11 protein-coding genes are annotated in these 15,359 nt (G+C 68.4%); 9 read left to right on the forward strand and 2 right to left on the reverse strand.

The features are described from left to right. Positions 1 to 25: 25 nt before the first annotated feature. From Vse01_RS14615 to Vse01_RS14640, 6 genes are all read left to right on the forward strand, one after another. A complete protein-coding gene (locus tag Vse01_RS14615) occupies positions 26 to 3,130 on the forward strand; it encodes an AfsR/SARP family transcriptional regulator (protein ID WP_093409392.1) in 3,105 nt (1,034 codons plus the stop codon). A gap of 199 nt (positions 3,131 to 3,329) precedes the next feature. Continuing rightward, a complete protein-coding gene (locus Vse01_RS14620) occupies positions 3,330 to 6,395 on the forward strand; it encodes an AfsR/SARP family transcriptional regulator (RefSeq protein WP_170863585.1) in 3,066 nt (1,021 codons plus the stop codon). Between the two features lie 235 nt (positions 6,396 to 6,630). Beyond that, entirely contained in the window at positions 6,631 to 7,122 is a 492-nt protein-coding gene (gene moaC / locus Vse01_RS14625) for a cyclic pyranopterin monophosphate synthase MoaC (RefSeq protein WP_093409398.1), read from the forward strand. After that, on the forward strand, positions 7,119 to 7,601 hold the full coding sequence (locus Vse01_RS14630) for a MogA/MoaB family molybdenum cofactor biosynthesis protein (RefSeq protein WP_093409400.1): 483 nt from the start codon (positions 7,119 to 7,121) through the stop codon (positions 7,599 to 7,601). The genes moaC and Vse01_RS14630 overlap by 4 nt, the downstream gene beginning before the upstream one ends. A 9-nt stretch (positions 7,602 to 7,610) precedes the next feature. Further along, positions 7,611 to 8,867 (forward strand): molybdopterin molybdotransferase MoeA, encoded by a 1,257-nt coding sequence (locus Vse01_RS14635; protein WP_093409403.1) that lies wholly within the window; start codon positions 7,611 to 7,613, stop codon positions 8,865 to 8,867. After that, positions 8,861 to 9,280, forward strand: coding sequence for a molybdenum cofactor biosynthesis protein MoaE (locus Vse01_RS14640; protein ID WP_093409405.1), 420 nt, complete (start codon positions 8,861 to 8,863; stop codon positions 9,278 to 9,280). Before Vse01_RS14635 ends, Vse01_RS14640 begins: the two co-directional genes overlap by 7 nt. A 9-nt stretch (positions 9,281 to 9,289) precedes the next feature. Here the strand turns inward: Vse01_RS14640 and Vse01_RS14645 are convergent, their stop codons facing one another. After that, positions 9,290 to 10,732 (reverse strand): glycosyltransferase 87 family protein, encoded by a 1,443-nt coding sequence (locus Vse01_RS14645; protein ID WP_093409408.1) that lies wholly within the window; start codon positions 10,730 to 10,732, stop codon positions 9,290 to 9,292. 234 nt (positions 10,733 to 10,966) lie between these two features. Next, positions 10,967 to 11,512 carry a DoxX family protein gene (locus Vse01_RS14650; protein WP_093409410.1) on the reverse strand — a complete coding sequence of 182 codons (546 nt, stop codon included), beginning with the start codon at positions 11,510 to 11,512 and terminating at the stop codon, positions 10,967 to 10,969. A gap of 137 nt (positions 11,513 to 11,649) precedes the next feature. Between Vse01_RS14650 and Vse01_RS14655 the strand changes: the two genes are divergently transcribed. The 3 genes from Vse01_RS14655 to Vse01_RS14665 form a co-directional block, all read left to right on the forward strand. Beyond that, on the forward strand, positions 11,650 to 12,195 hold the full coding sequence (locus Vse01_RS14655; protein ID WP_093409413.1) for a GNAT family N-acetyltransferase: 546 nt from the start codon (positions 11,650 to 11,652) through the stop codon (positions 12,193 to 12,195). Positions 12,196 to 12,301: 106 nt separating this feature from the next. Beyond that, the gene (locus Vse01_RS14660) at positions 12,302 to 13,756 is read left to right on the forward strand and encodes a polysaccharide pyruvyl transferase family protein (RefSeq protein WP_093409415.1); all 1,455 of its coding nucleotides are present in this window, start codon (positions 12,302 to 12,304) and stop codon (positions 13,754 to 13,756) included. A 149-nt stretch (positions 13,757 to 13,905) separates the two neighbouring features. Next, a partial coding sequence (locus Vse01_RS14665) for a polysaccharide pyruvyl transferase family protein (RefSeq protein ID WP_093409418.1) occupies positions 13,906 to 15,359 on the forward strand: 1,454 nt, incomplete at its 3' end.

The raw sequence follows: 15,359 nt of genomic DNA on the forward strand, positions 1-15,359 counted from the left end.
CTTTGAATGCGGTCAGAGGGGCCGGGTGCAGATTCAGGTTCTCGGCGGTCTGGCGGTGCGCCTCGGCTCACAGGCGCTATCGCCTGGGACGCCCAAGCAGCAGACCGTCCTGGCCATGCTCGCGTGCAACGCCGGGCAGTTGGTGTCGGTCGAACAACTCGTCGATGAACTGTGGCTCGAAGATCCACCTCCCTCGGCTATACCGAATGTCCGTACTTATGCGGCTAATTTGCGACGAAGCCTGGAGGCGATGCTTCCCGATCGGGAAGTGCTGATCCGCAGTCGTGACGGTTACCGGCTCGATGTCGAGTGCTCGGACGTGGACCTTTGTGCCTTTCGAGCAGAGGTGGCCGAGGCTCGGCAACTCCTCGGAGCCGACGAGCGGGAGGCGGTGCGACTGGTGTCCCGAGCGCTGGCCCGCTGGCGTGGGCCGATGCTCACCGGGATCGCCCTGGGGTCCCGGCTCTCCGCCCAGGTGGCCGCCGCGACCGAGGATCGGCTGCTGGCCACCGAGCTGTACGCCGATTTGCAGATCCGGCTCGGCCGCTACGACGAGGCCCTGCCGGTACTGCGGGAGTTGTTGATCAGGCATCCGCTGCGGGAACCGGCCCACCTGTTGCTCATGCAGGCCCTCCACGTAGGAGGAGATTCCGCCGGTGCCGTGGCGGCCTACACCGCAGCTGGTCGAATCCTGCGTCAGCAACTGAACGTCGAGCCGGGGGAGGAACTGCAACGGTTGTATCGCCGTATCGCCCGGCCCGACGGCCAGTCTCGCCGAGTCGACACAGCCGGAGCGCCGGGTAGGGAGCCATCCGTTGCCGTTGACCGGAAGCAACGACTGCTCTCCCACCTCCCGCGGACGGTTCCGGACTTCGTGGGCCGTGCCGACGCCGTTGAGCACCTACTGTCCACGACCCTGCGGGCCGGCGAGCACAACTGTGCAGTCAACCTCGTCGATGGCATGGCTGGCAGCGGCAAGACGACACTTGCGGTACACGTCGCCAACCGGCTTACCGACCGATTTCCGGACGCCCAGCTGTTCATCGACCTCAAGGGCCACGACCCTGCCGAGAAGCTGGACAGCGCGACGGCGCTGGCGACCCTGCTGCGGCAACTTGGCACACCCGCCGGCCGGATACCGTCGGACCCCGGAGACCGGCTCGACCGGTGGCGCCGCGACCTGGCTGGTCGCAGGGTGATCATCGTGCTGGACAATGCGGCCGACGCCGCGCAGATCCGGCCTCTGCTGCCCACGGTGCCGGGAAACCTGGTGATCGTGACCTCGCGCCGGCGGATCAACGGGCTGGATGTCGATCCGCCGGTGTCCCTGCCGCTGCTCAAGCCGGCGGAGGGCGTCGCACTACTGGCCTCCACAGCAGGGGCGGAGCGGGTGGCTGCGGAGCCCGAGGCGGCAGTGGCCGTGGTGGAAAGCTGTGGTCACCTGCCGTTGGCCATACGGCTGGCCGGTTCACGGCTCGCGCATCGTCCGAACTGGCAGGTGGCGGATCTGGCGAAGTTGCTGGCAACGAAGGCCCGCCGGCTGGACCACCTGACCTCAGGTGACCGGAGTGTGGCCGGTGCGTTTGCCGCCTCGTACGCCGCACTGAACGAGCCCGCTCAGCGACTGTTCCGACTGCTCAGCGTGCATCCGGGAGACGAGTTCGGTCTGCTGGCCGCCAGCGCGCTGTCGGGCCTGCCGCTCGACGACACCGCCGACGTACTCGACGCCCTTCTGGACTCCCACCTGATCGAAGAGTTGACGGCGGGGCGTTATCGGATGCACGACCTCATCCGGCACTACGCCCACGATCTGTCGAATCGCGTAGACCAGGTGAATGAGCGAAGGCTGGCGGTGGCGGACCTCCTCGATCTGATGCTGCATCTCACTTTTTCTGTGGCCGAGATCCTTGAACTGGGCCGCATTCGCCTTCACGTCTCTCTCGATGCTCCGCGTCGACCCGACCTGGTTGAGATGAAGAGCGACTCTGCCGAGAAGTGGATGGAGATCGAACGGGCCAACCTCGTGTTGCTCGTCGGTACGGCCCGCGAGTGGGAGTTGCGCCAGGAAGCGTGGCGGCTGGCGCGGATTCTGTGGCGGTTTCTATACACCCGGGGGTGCTATGACGATATCGTCGTGACCAGCCTTAAGGGGCTTTCGGCCGCGGAGGAGATCGGCGACGAGCGAGCGGTGGCTGTGATGCACAACTACCTAGCCTCCGCCTATTTGCGAACCGGTAACTATCCGGGCGCATTAACTCATCTCAAGAAGGCTGTCGAGATTTGTGAGCGCTGCGGCGACCGATCCAACCTCGCGCGTTATCAGGCAAACTTGGTGGCAGTATATTGGCTTCTCGGCGAACCCGATAAGGCAGTTGCTGTGGCGTTGGAGCGAATGCGGAACCAGATTGTTCCGGACGCTCATGAGACCGCTACCCACCTGCCGAACCTCGGTCTCGCGATGGCACTGCTCGGGAGATACGACGAGGCCCTGCGCGCGCACCGCCTCCACCTGTACCTCGGACGCCAGCTTGGTAGCCAGTTCCATATTCTCAACGCGCTCGGTCACATCGGTGCGGTGAAGTGTCGCATGGGGCAGTATGACGTGGCCGCGCGAGCGTTGCGGACGGCCCTCGTCATGCGGCAACGCACCGGACACCGTTACGCGGAACCTGAGGTCCGGAACGACCTTGGGATCGCCCTACGTGGTCTCGGACGCATTACGGAAGCGGTGCTTGAGCATGAAGCCGCCCGGAAAATGGCAGTCGATGCCGGCGAACCCCACGTGGAGGCGGCGGCTTTGAACGATCTCGCGTTGACTCTCGGCGGTTCGGCCGGGGCCGCGAGGTTGATCGAATTGCACCGCGAGGCGTTGCGGGTGGCCACCCGGATAGCTCATCCCTATGAACAAGGGCGAGCCCTGACCGGATTGGCCGAGCACATGTGGTCCATTGATCCGGCGGAGGCACGCCGACACTGGACACGGGCGTTGGCGATCTTCCGGCGGATGGGGGTGCCAGAGCGGTTTGACGTCGCTCGGCGCTTAGCCGAGGCCGAAGCTCAGGATCCGCCGGGGAAAGAGCCGTCAACTCCGGGTCCGCGAGCCGTCCCCAGCCCGGCGCATCGCTCCTAGACCTTGTCCGAGTGGCTTGTCCGCTGCCGCCTGCCGGCTTGCCAATTCGGCATGGCTGGTTCGCCGCCATTTCGGGCTGTGGCCACGCATTGCCGATGTTGCTGCTGACGTGACCGAGTGTTTGATGCGGCTCGCCTGATCCGATGCGGATTGTTAAGGTGCGCTCACGCGAATGCCCGCCTCACAAGGGGTTCGAGAAGTGAAGATTGAGGTGCTTGGCGGCTTTCGGGTCTCGTTTGGTGCCTCCGAGGTGCACCTCGGTACGCCGAAGCAACGAACCGTCCTGGCCAAGCTGGTGATGAGCCCGAGCCGGACGGTTTCCCTGGAGGAACTGATCGATGAGATCTGGCCCGACGACCCACCGCGTTCGGCCGTACCGAACGTTCGGACCTATGCCGCCAACCTGCGGCGCACCTTCGAGGCGCACGATGCCGGCCATGGGGTGCTGGTACGTCAGCGCGGCGGGTACCGATTGGAGGTCGCGGCCGACGACGTGGATCTGTTCCACTTCCTTGACCGGGTCGAGCGGGCTCGTCAGCTCAACCACCGCGACGACCCGGGGACCGCGCGGTCGTTGCTGAGCGGTGTGATGCCGCTCTGGTGCGGGCCACCTCTGCTGGGTGTGCCTCTCGGGGCTTCGCTGGCTGCTCACGTGGCGGCCGCCCAGGAACAGCACCTTCTCGCCGTCGAACTCCTCGCGGACCTTCACCTCGCAGCGGACCGCGTCGAGGATGCCGTACCGCTGCTGTGGCGAACGGTTGCGGCCCATCCGACCCGTGAGCCGGCGCTGCTACTGCTGATGAGGGCGCTGCATCGGCGCGGCGACGTAGCCGGCGCGATCTCGGTGTTTCGATCCGCTGCCCGAGTCATGCGGGCCGAACTCGGCGTCGAGCCGGGATCCGATCTTCGGCGACTGCATCAGGAAATGGTCGGGCATCGAGCGGCCCCGGTATCGGTCTCACCCTCGGCGGGATCCGGAGGCAGCGACGATTCGAGGAACTCGACGACACCTGAGATCGATGGGACGGACTGGGACTGGCTACCGAGACCGGTAGCTCACTTTGTTGGCCGGGAGGCCCTCGTCGAGCGAATGATCGGCCGGAGCCGAGCCGCCGCAGGCCCGGCGCCGGTCGTTCACCTGATCGACGGGATGGCGGGAAGCGGTAAGACGACGCTCGCGGTGCAGGTCGCCAGACGCCTGGCCGCTACTTACCCGGATGGTCGACTCTTCATCGACCTGCGCGGTCACGATGAGGGCAACGCGATGGATTCCGCCACGGCCCTCGTGGTGCTTCTCCGCCAGTTGGGTGTGCCGGCCCCCCGAATTCCAGTGGATGTCGATGAACGACGAGGGTTGTGGCGCAGGGAATTGTCCGCCCGCAGTGCGGTCGTCGTGCTCGACAACGCGGCTGACAGTGACCAGGTTGCTCCGCTACTGCCGGTCACCGCCTCGTCGGTCATCCTGATCACTTCCCGTCGGCGACTTCTCGACCTGGATGTCGGGCCTCCCGAGTCCCTGTCCGTGCTGTCGCCAGAGGAAGGGCTCCGTCTGCTGGCGATCAGCGCTGGAAAAGAGCGGGTGCACGAAGACCCTGAATCCGCCGCAGAGATAGTCCGCAACTGTGGTTACCTGCCGCTGGCGATCCGGTTGGTCGGGTCACGGCTCGCTCACCGGCGCAACCGCCGGCTTGTCGACCTGGCCGGTCGTCTGGCCGCGAACGAGTCAGGGCTGGCCAGCTTCGGCACGGGTGAACGCAGCGTCGCCGCCGCCTTCACCGCCTCGTACGAGCCGTTGAACGAGGTGAGTAAACGCGTGTTCCGCCTACTGGGTCTCCATACCGGGCACTACTGCATCAGCATGGTCGCGGCGATGTCCGGTCTGTCCTACGCGAAAGCCGGGCAGATCCTCGACGATCTGGTCGACCGTCACCTGCTGGAAGAATCGGATAGTGGTCGCTTTCGAATGCACGACCTGGTTCGACAGTTCGCTCGCGAGAAGTGCCTGGAGACAGATTCAGAGGAGATGCGAAGGGCTGCGCTCGCCAGTCTGCTTGACCAGGTCATGCAACTGTCGATCGCCGCCACGAAGTCATTGAACAGTATCATGGACATTTACGCGGACATCGGCGACGTGGTGCCGGAGCGCCCCGATCTCTCACCCGGATCCGAGACGGTCGATATCAACTGGGTCGAGCGGGAGCGAAGTAATCTGAATCTCCTCATCGAGCTGGCGGCAAAAAATTCCTTCCATGGTTATGCTTGGAAGATAGCGCGAGTGCTGTGGCGCTTCTACTATGTGCGCGGGTACTTCGAAGATATTCGGCGAACGCATGAACTGGGGCTCGCCGCCGCAGAGCAATTGGGGGACAGTCGGGCAGTAGGCATCATGAACAACTATCTCGCCTCGGCGCTGACCAAAACCGGTTTCTATCACCCGGCGATTAAGTGTCTGGAAAGAGCGTTGGTGGCGGCTGAAGCGGCAGGCCGCCGTGAAGACATTGCCCGGATCCGGGGAAACCTGAGCGTGGCACACTGCATGATGGGTGATTTCCAGGTGTCCGCCGATCTCGCACTGGCAGCACTGCGCGACCTTCCGATGCGGCAGATCGGTCGGGTTCGGACACATCTGCCGAACGTCGGTATCGCCCTCACCTGCTTGGGGCGCTATGAGGAAGCGCTGCGGGTACATCGCCTTCATCTGCTCTTGGCACGGGTGGAAGGCGACCGCTACCAGATCGCCAACACGTTGAGCCACATCGCCGCCGTTCGGACCCGAAAGGGCGAGCACGTTCAGGCGCTACGGTTGCTGCGATCCGCCATGATCCTCTACGCCGAGACGGGCCATCGATACGGAGAGGCCGACGCGCGCAACGTGATGGGTGTGGCTTATCGCGGCGTGGGCCGGCTCGCGGAGGCCCGGCGGCAGCACGAACTGGCGCTGGAACTCACCGGCCATTCGGCCGAGCGGCAGGCGGAGTGCACTGCGTTGAACGAGTTCGGCCTGACGCTGGCGGCTGACGGCGACCTCGACGGCGCCTTGCGGGCACACCGGCGAGCGCTTGATCTGGCGGTGCGGATCGACAACCGTTACGAGCAGGCCCGGGCGTTGGCCGGTCTGGCCGAGCACCTGTTGAGCGTGGACCCGACCGAAGCCCGGCGACATCTGGAACGGGCACTGGTGCTCATCGTGGCGACCGGAGCACCGGAGCGGTTCGAGATCGAGCGCCGTCTCGCCGCGCTGAAGCAGGGCACACCGATCTGCTGATCGCCGGATCTCGCCGGCCATCGTCCTTATCGATTTCTTATCGCCAGGGTCGCTAGCCTCCCGGATGTTCGCCGACGGGGGGAGATCCGACAGTTGCCGGATCTCGTCGCGACCCCTGCCGCCGGGTGTTCCCCAGCAGCCCGAGGCAGGCTGGTGAGGAAGGGGCGGCGTCCCCGCGCCGCTCCTTCCGAGCCACGGAACCGTCCTGTCACACGGCGGGGATAGGCTCGCGACCGTGACCGAACCCGCCCAGCTCACCCACGTCGACACCACCGGCGCGGCGCGCATGGTCGATGTCTCCGCGAAACAGGTCACCGGCCGGGTGGCGACGGCCGCCGGCCGGCTGCGGACCACCCCTGAGGTGATCGACCTGCTCCGTGGGGAGGGGCTGCCCAAGGGCGACGCCCTGGCGGTCGGGCGGCTGGCCGGGATCATGGGGGCGAAGCGCACTCCCGACCTGATCCCGCTCTGCCACCCGATCGCGCTGCACGGAGTCACCGTCGACCTGGCGCTTACCGACGACAGCGTAGAGATCACCGCCACCGCCCGCACCGCCGACCGCACCGGCGTGGAGATGGAGGCGCTGACCGCGGTCGCGGTCGCCGGGCTGGCGCTCGTCGACATGGTCAAGGCCGTTGATCCGGCAGCCAGCGTCGACGCGGTCCGGGTGCTACGCAAGGAGGGCGGGAAGACCGGTCTGTGGGAGCGCCCGGAGGACCGGTCGTGATCCGCGCCCGGGTGGTGGTTGCCTCCAACCGCGCCGCCGCCGGTGTCTACGCCGACACCAGTGGTCCGCTCCTCGTCGCCGGTCTGCGGGAGTTGGGCTGCACGGTGAGCGAACCGGTGGTCGTGCCGGACGGCGAGCCGGTCGGCCAGGCAGTCCGGGCGGCCGTGGTGGACGGCTTCGACGTGGTGCTGACCAGTGGTGGCACCGGGATCACCCCCACCGACCGCACTCCCGACGTGACCCGGGCCCTGCTCGACTACGAGATTCCCGGCATCGCCGAGGCGATCCGCGCGTACAGCCGCGACAAGGTGCCCACCGCCGCGCTGTCCCGCGGGGTGGCCGGCGTGGCCGGTCGCACGCTTGTGGTCAACCTGCCCGGGTCGACCGGCGGAGCGCGGGACGGCCTCGCCGTGCTGGGGCCGATTCTGGCCCACACCGTCGACCAGTTGCGTGGTGGCGACCACCTGGCGGCCGGTTAGGCTCGGCCGGTGAGAACGGAAACCGCCTCCGCCGACGAGGTCTCCGCGCCACCACCGGCAGACTGGGCGCAGGCCCGATCCCTGGTGTACGCGGCCGGCTTGGCCGTCGCGCGGCCAGCCATCGAGCGTCCGCTCGCCGAGACTGACGGGCACACCCTCGCCGAACCGCTCACCCCGCGCACCGACCTGCCGGCGTTTCCGACGTCGAGCGTGGACGGCTGGGCGGTGCGTGGTGCCGGCCCGTGGCGGGTCGTCGGGCGCGTGCTGGCGGGTGGTGCGCCTGCCCCGTTGACCGAGGACGGGACGACTGTCGAGATCGCCACCGGGGCGATGGTGCCGGCGGGTGCCTCCGCGGTGCTCCGGGTGGAGGAGTCGAGGCGTACGCCGGAGGGGTTGGTCGACGGCGTGCCACGCGCCGCGCCGGAGTGGCGGCAGCCCGGCGAGGAGGCCACCGTCGGTGAAGAACTGCTGCCGGCCGGGACACCGGTCGACCCGGCGGTGATCGGCCTGGCCGCCTCCTGCGGCCACGACACGCTGCGGGTACGCCGGCAGCCCCGGGCCGCGCTGCTGGTCTTCGGCGACGAGTTGCTGACGGCAGGCCCGCCGGGTGCCGGGCGGGTCCGTGACGCGCTGGGCCCGGCGGTGCCGGGTTGGCTCCGCCGGTACGGCTGCCAGGTGGATCCGAACAGCGTGGTCGGCCCCGTCGCGGACACGCTCCCCGCCCACGTGGCGGCGCTGCGTGCCGCCCTGGACGACGCCGATCTGGTCTGCACCACCGGCGGCACCATGCACGGCCCGGTCGATCACCTGCATCCGGCGTTGGCGTCGTTGGGTGCCGAGTACGTGGTCAACACGGTCGCGGTGCGTCCCGGCTTCCCGATGCTGCTGGCCCGGTTGGTTGGTGCCGACGGGCAGGTCCGGTTCGTGGCCGGGTTGCCGGGCAATCCGCAGTCCGCCGTCATCGCGCTGGTGTCGCTTGTCGTCCCGCTGCTGGCCGGGCTCGCGGGTCGGTCGTTGCCGACGCTTCCGCACGCCGTCCTCGCCGAGCCCGTTGCCGGTCGTGGCGACCACACCCACCTGGCGCTGGTCCGACTCGACCGGGCCGCCGGGACGGCCCATCCGGTCCGGCACGTCGGTTCGGCCATGTTGCGTGGGCTGGCCACCGCCGACGGGTTCGCGGTGATCGACCCCGGCACCACCGGCTCGGTGGGTGACCGGGTTCCGATCGTGCCGTTGCCACTGCTACCCGGGGAGCGGGCATGGTGACCGTCATCAGCAGCGTCACCGACCAGCCACTGGATCTCGCCGCGCACGAGGCGGCGGTCGCCGACCGTCGGGCCGGCGCGGTGGTGTCGTTCGTCGGGGTGGTACGCGATCACGACCACGGACGGTCGGTGGCCAGCCTGGAGTACGAAGGCCACCCGAACGCCGAGAAGGTGCTCCAGGAGGTCGCCGACGAGGTCGCCGCCGACCCCGACGTGTACGCCGTGGCGATCTCACACCGGATCGGCGCTCTGGCCATCGGCGACGTGGCCCTGGCGGCGGCAGTCAGCACCGCCCACCGGGCCGCCGCGTTCGCTGCCTGCGCCCGGTTGGTGGACGAGGCGAAGGCCCGGCTGCCGATCTGGAAGCGGCAGGTCTTCACCGACGGCACCGAGGAATGGGTCAACTGCCCCTGACGGGGTGGGCTACCGCCGTCCGTACAGCATCGACGCACGTGCCGCCCGGTCGGTGTGGAACGCCGGTTCCGCGCCGGGCCGCCAGGGCAGTGCGGCGACCAGCAGGATCAGCGCCAGCGCCAGGCTGTTCTCCATCAACGCGCCGAACAGACCGTCCTGGTAGTGGGAGACCTCCGGCAGCTGGTGTTCGTACGGCCAGATCGGGGAGATCAGGAAAAGCAGGTAGAGCCCGATCGCGGCGAAGCCGTGGCGGAACCCGGTAAGCGTCGGGTACCAGATCGGTGGACGGAGAGTGGACACTCCCGGCGGGCCGCCGTACGGCGCTGACAGGGATCGCCCCACCGGTGCTCGGCTGGCTTCGTGCCGACGGATCGCGGCGTCGGCCAGGACGATGATTGCCGGGATCACCCAGACGAGGTGGTGCGTCCAGGAGATCGGGCTGATCACGTTGGCGGTCAGGCCCACAAGCGTGAAGGCGGTCAGTTCGTCGCCGTCGGAGTGGGCGTTGGAGGCCCGGGACAGGCCGAGCGCCAGCACCAGCACGGAGAATGCGAGCCAGAGCAGGCCGGGGGTCTCGATCGAGTCGTAGAGCCGGGCCAGCAGGCCGGCCAGCGACTGATTGGGCGTCATGTCGGCGGCGCCCACCCGCTCGGTCTGCCACAAGACGCTGCCGAAGTAGTCCCGGGACTCGGCGCCGACGATGCCGAAGCTGCCGATGGTCACCCCGACGGCGGTGCCGATGGCCGTCCAGGCCACCCGCCACTGTCGAGTGATCATCAAGTAGAAGATGAACAGGGCCGGGGTCAGCTTGACGGCGGTGGCGAGGCCGATGCCCACGCCGGCCCACGCGCCGCCGTAGATGAACCGCAGCAGCGGACCGTCACCCTCGGCCTGGTGGGTGCCCCGGCGCGAGCGCCAGCGCAGGGCGACCAGGTCGGCCAGGATCAGGGCGAACAACAGCAGGTTGACCTGCCCGTAGCCGAGGGTCTCCCGGGTGGGTTCGATGGCAGCGGCCAACGGCGTCGCGATGGCCACCGTGTACCACAGTGGCCAGCCCAGCCGGTCGACGATCGGGCGTAGCAGCGCGGCCAGCACCACGGCCAGCGCGGCGATGCTCACCGCGGCGTTCACCAGACCGGCCAGGGTGACCGGCAGGTGCGCCATCGGCAGCATGGCCAGCCCGGCGAAGGGTGGGTAGGTGAAACCCAGGGTTGTGTCGGGCGCGACGAACTCGTACAGCTCGTGACCGCTCGCCCACCAGACCACCGCGCCGTGGTAGATCTTCATGTCGAAGAAGTTGTACGGACGCCCGAAAGCGCCGATGGCAAGCCATGCGGCGTAGGCGACGGCGGCGACGATGCCCGCCCGTACGACTGTCCTACGATCGATCCCACGCGTTACGCGACGGACTGTGGCGAGGCGGTCCAGCCCTCTACCGACGATCGTCGGCATGGCGTGGCCACCCCCGTACCAAGGTCGTCCTACCCGTCCAGGTCCAGTACGGAGCCTAGAACGGCGCCTCACGTCAGTGCCTCCCGCGTTATGCGACCGTGTCCGATCCCACACATTCTTTTGACATTTCCACCGCGTTAACGCCTACCGGGCGGTTCAGGTGATTCGCGGCCTTAGCCCAGGTGGGGGTGGTTGGATCGCAGCTCAGCGGGGGTGGGGTGGGACGCGTACGGCTCAGCCGGGGAGTCGCCGGGCGGCGGAGGCCGATCGCACGGCGATCCGGGCCTCCCGACGCGCGGTCCGGACCGCACGGCGTACCGACCGTCGTGAGTGGCCGATGCGGTGGCCGGCCCGCCAGCGTAGCCCGGGCTTACCCTCCGTGTCCGCCGCAGCGAGCAACAACCCACCGAAGAGACCGAGGTTCTTCAGGAAGTGGATCTGGTTGTTGTTCTTCGCGATCGGGTCGTCGTTGCGCCAGAAGGGGTGCCCGGCGAGGGTGACCGGGATCAGCGTGCCGGCCAGCACCAGGGCCGCCGGCCGGGTGAATCGCCCGGTGGCCAGCATCAGCCCGGCGCCGAACTGCACGGCCGAGTTGGCGCGGATCAGGGTTTCAGTATCCGTGGGGAGCTGCGGATGCACCCGTTCCAGCAGCGGTGTCACCCGATCGGTGACCGGTTTCGCGGTGGGTGCCAGGCGGCCGGGGTTGGCGAAGTTGCGGGCGCCGCTGACCACGAAGATGCCGCTCAACATGGCGCGGGCGAGGGATCGTACGGGCGTCATGGAACAGTCATACCCTGTCCGGGGTGTTACTACGCCCCGCAACGGGGTATGTCGATCGATCGAGTGCGTTGGTGACGCCGCGCCCGGGTTCGACGACCGTCGCGGATGGACGCGTCCTCCGGGGTACCCTACGCCGCGTGACGACCCTGCGGCTGCGACCCGAGGACCCGGCCGACACCGGCGCGATCCGTCGGGTGCTGGCCGCAGCCTTCGCCCGGCCCGACGTGGCCGTCCCGCCGGAGGTACGCCTCGTCGATGAGCTGCGTGGCAGCGACGCGTGGCTGCCGGAGCTGGCGATGGTCGCCGAGTACGGCGGGGAGATCGTCGGCTGTGCCCTGCTCACCCGGGTGCTGGTCAACTCGGGCGCGGCCAGCATGCCAGCGCTGGCGATGGGCCCGGTTGCGGTGGCACCGCACCGGCAGCGCATCGGGCTCGGCACGTCGGTGGTGCAGGCCGCCCTGGAGGCGGCGACCGAGCTCGGTGAGCGACTGGTGGTGGTGCTCGGCGATCCGGCCTACTACCGGCGCTTCGGCTTCAGCCGGGCGGACCAGCTGGGCCTGACCAGCCCGTGGTCGGGGTTGGGCGAGCCGTGGCAGGCGTTGATCCTGCCGCCAGCGACCAGCGGCGAGCCGTCGCCTCCCCGGGGCGAGGTCATCTTCCCGCCGCCGTGGTCGAAGGTCTGACCTCTTCCTTCTCACCGGCAGCAGGTGGCGGGCGACGACGGGGTTGGCTAGCATCGAGCGACTTTCGGCTACCCCCTCGTACCCCGCACCCGGAGGCTCCGACCCGATGACCCGTGTCCTGCTGCGCTCTGCCAAGGACCCCTTCACCCCGGTCAGCCCGGAGCACTCCCTCGCGCTCTACAAGCAGGGCATTTTCGGGCGGAACGTGGGCAACCTCGTCTTCACCGAGGCGGTGCACAAGCTCGTCAGCGTGCCGGGGACCGAGGTCGTGTCCAACTCGTTCCTGAGCGAACGGCCCGGCGTGGACCAGGCGTACGTGGACCGGATCAACGAGCAGTTCGACCTGTTCGTGGTGCCCCTGGCAAATGCCTTCCGGCCTACCTTCCTGGAGAACCTGAAGCGCCTCACCTGGGTGATCGAGAACCTGCGGATTCCGGTGGTGGTGGTCGGTGTCGGCGTCGCGGGTGCCGGAGGGAGCCTCGACAACCCGTTCCCGCCGGCGACCGACGAGATGAGCGGGGCGGTGCGCCGATTCGTGCGCGCGGTGCTCGCCAGGTCGGCGACGATCGGCGTACGTGGGGAGATCACCGCCGCCTACCTCGCCGAGCTGGGTTTCGGTGACGACGTGGTCGAGGTCGTCGGCTGTCCGTCGCTGTTCCGGGACGGCCCGAACCTGAGGATCACCAAGCGGGTGGCCGAGCTGACGCCGGAGAGCAGCTTCACGATCAACATTTCGCCGTACGTGCTGCTGATGGACGAGGTCGCGACCCGACACGCCAAGCGCTACCCGAACATGGTCTACCTGCCGCAGGACGACACCGACCTCAGGCTGTTGCTGTGGGGGGTCGAGCCGGACAACGTCCGGCCGGGAATGCCGCACCACACCGCACACCAGCTCTACCGGGAGGACCGCATCCGGTTCTTCGTCGATGCCTCGACCTGGATGCGCTACCTGTCGGAGCGGGAGTTCTCCTTCGGCACCCGGATCCACGGCAACATCGTGGCGCTGGCCGCCGGGACGCCGGCCCACGTCCTCGTGCACGACAGCCGGACCCTGGAACTGGCCCGGTACCACGACATTCCGCACACCATGGTCCCCGGCCTGAGCCCGGAGGTCGACGCCGCAGACCTCTACGCGCAGTCCGATTACACCGCGTTCAATGCCGGGCACACGCAGCGCTGGGACCGCTTTGCCGGCTTCCTGGAGCGCAACGGCATCGAGCACATCTTCCAGCCGGGCAAGGCCAACCCGGATTACGACAAGCGGCTGGACGCCGTGGGGCTGGCACCGCCGGTGACCACGCTGATGACCACCGATCCGGAGGCCAGGGAACGGATCACCGCCCGGGTTGCGGAACTCTACGCGCTGGGTGGCCTCCGCTCGCTGCGCAAGGCACACAAGCCGCAGATCCCGTTCCCACACACCGCTGCGCCGAAGGAGGCGGTGGCGACCGGCGAGCGGCGGCCCGTACCGTCCGCAGTGCGGCACCTGCCGGCACCTGTGCGGTCCGCGCTGCGCCGCAGTCGCGCGCTCGCTGGTCGGCTCCGCCGCCAGTCCTGAAGGCACCGCGCGCCCTGGGCCCGCGCCACTGACGCGTGCCCGGGACTCGGGATGGTCTCATCTGCTCGCTCAACGGGCAGGATCGCCGGTGCGTTGTTAACGTCGAATGCCTCGCCCGACCCCACACCCCCCGGCGTGGAGATGACCAAATGCCTCGTGTGCTGCTGCGTTCCGCCAAGGATCCCTTCACCCCGGTGAGCCCGGAGCTCTCCCTCGCGCTCTACAAGCAAGGCATCTTCGGGCGCAACGTCGGCAACCTCGTCTTCGCCGATGCGGTGCACAAGCTGATCAGCGTGCCGGGGACCGAGGTGGTGTCCAACTCGTTCCTGAGCGAACGGCCCGGCGTGGACCGCGCGTACGTGGATCGGGTCAACGAGCAGTTCGACATGTTCGTGGTGCCGCTGGCCAACGCCTTCCGGCTGAGCTTTCTGGAGAATCTCAAGCGGCTCACCTGGGTGATCGAGCGGCTGCGGATCCCGGTCGTGGTGATCGGCGTCGGCGTGGCGGGCGGCGCGGGCAGCCTCGACGACCCGTTTCCGCCGCCGACCGACGAGCTGCGTGTGGCGGTGCGCCGGTTTGTCCGCGCGGTGCTCGACAAGTCGGCGACGATCGGCGTACGCGGTGAATTCACCCGCGCCTACCTCGCCGAGCTGGGCTTCGGTGACGATGTGGTCGATGTGGTGGGCTGTCCGTCGCTGTTCCGCGACGGTCCGAACCTCCGGATCAGCAAGCGGGCGCCCGAGATCACCCCGGAGAGCCGTTTCACGATCAACATCTCGCCCTACGTGAAGCTGATGGACCGGATCGGTACCCGGCACGCCAAGCGCTACCCGAATATGGTCTACGTGCCGCAGGGCGACGAGGTGCTCGAACTGCTCCTGTGGGGGGTCCACCCGGGCAACGTGCGCCGAGGGCTGCCGCACCACCCCGGTCACCAGCTCTACCGGGAGGATCGCATCCGGTTCTTCGTCGACACCTCGACCTGGATGCGGTACCTCGCGGAGCGCGACTTCTCCTTCGGCACCCGGATCCACGGCAACATCGCGGCGCTGTCCGCCGGCACGCCCGCCTACGTGCTGGCGCACGACAGCCGGACCCTGGAGCTGGCCCGATACCACGACATCCCGCACAGCCTGGTCCCCAGCCTGACTCCGGAGGTCGACGCCGCCGATCTTTACGCCGCGGCCGACTACACCGCCTTCAACACCGGGCAGGCGCAGCGCTGGGACCGCTTTGCCGACTTCCTTGAGCGCAACGGCATCGAACACATCTTCCAGCCCGGCAAGGCCGACCCCGGATACGAGGCCCGGCTGGCTGCTGCGGACCTGCCGCCACCGGTGACCACGCTGATGACCACCGATCCGGAGGCCAGAGAGCGGATCGTCGCCCGGGTGGCGGAGCTTTACTCGCTCGGCGGCGTCCAGGCGTTGCGCGAGGCGCATCAGCCGCAGATCCCCTTTCCGCACACCAAAGCGCTGCGCAAGGGGCAGGCACCGGGTGAGCGGTTGCCCGCTGGCACCGCCGTGCGCCATCTACCGGTCCCGGTGCGGTCCGTGCTGCACCGGTCCCGTACGCTCACCGATCGAATTCGCCGCATGCCCTG

The organism is Micromonospora sediminimaris (genome assembly GCF_016863575.1).
In the GTDB taxonomy this organism is placed as follows: Bacteria; Actinomycetota; Actinomycetes; order Mycobacteriales; family Micromonosporaceae; genus Micromonospora; species Micromonospora sediminimaris.

Bases quoted from the DNA above. Each gene is read 5' to 3' on its own strand.
- Vse01_RS14650 (WP_093409410.1), bottom strand. From the start codon at position 11,512: ATGACGCCCGTACGATCCCTCGCCCGCGCCATGTTGAGCGGCATCTTC.
- Vse01_RS14645 (WP_093409408.1), bottom strand. From the start codon at position 10,732: ATGCCGACGATCGTCGGTAGAGGGCTGGACCGCCTCGCCACAGTCCGT.
- Vse01_RS14660 (WP_093409415.1), top strand. From the start codon at position 12,302: ATGACCCGTGTCCTGCTGCGCTCTGCCAAGGACCCCTTCACCCCGGTC.
- Vse01_RS14640 (WP_093409405.1), top strand. From the start codon at position 8,861: ATGGTGACCGTCATCAGCAGCGTCACCGACCAGCCACTGGATCTCGCC.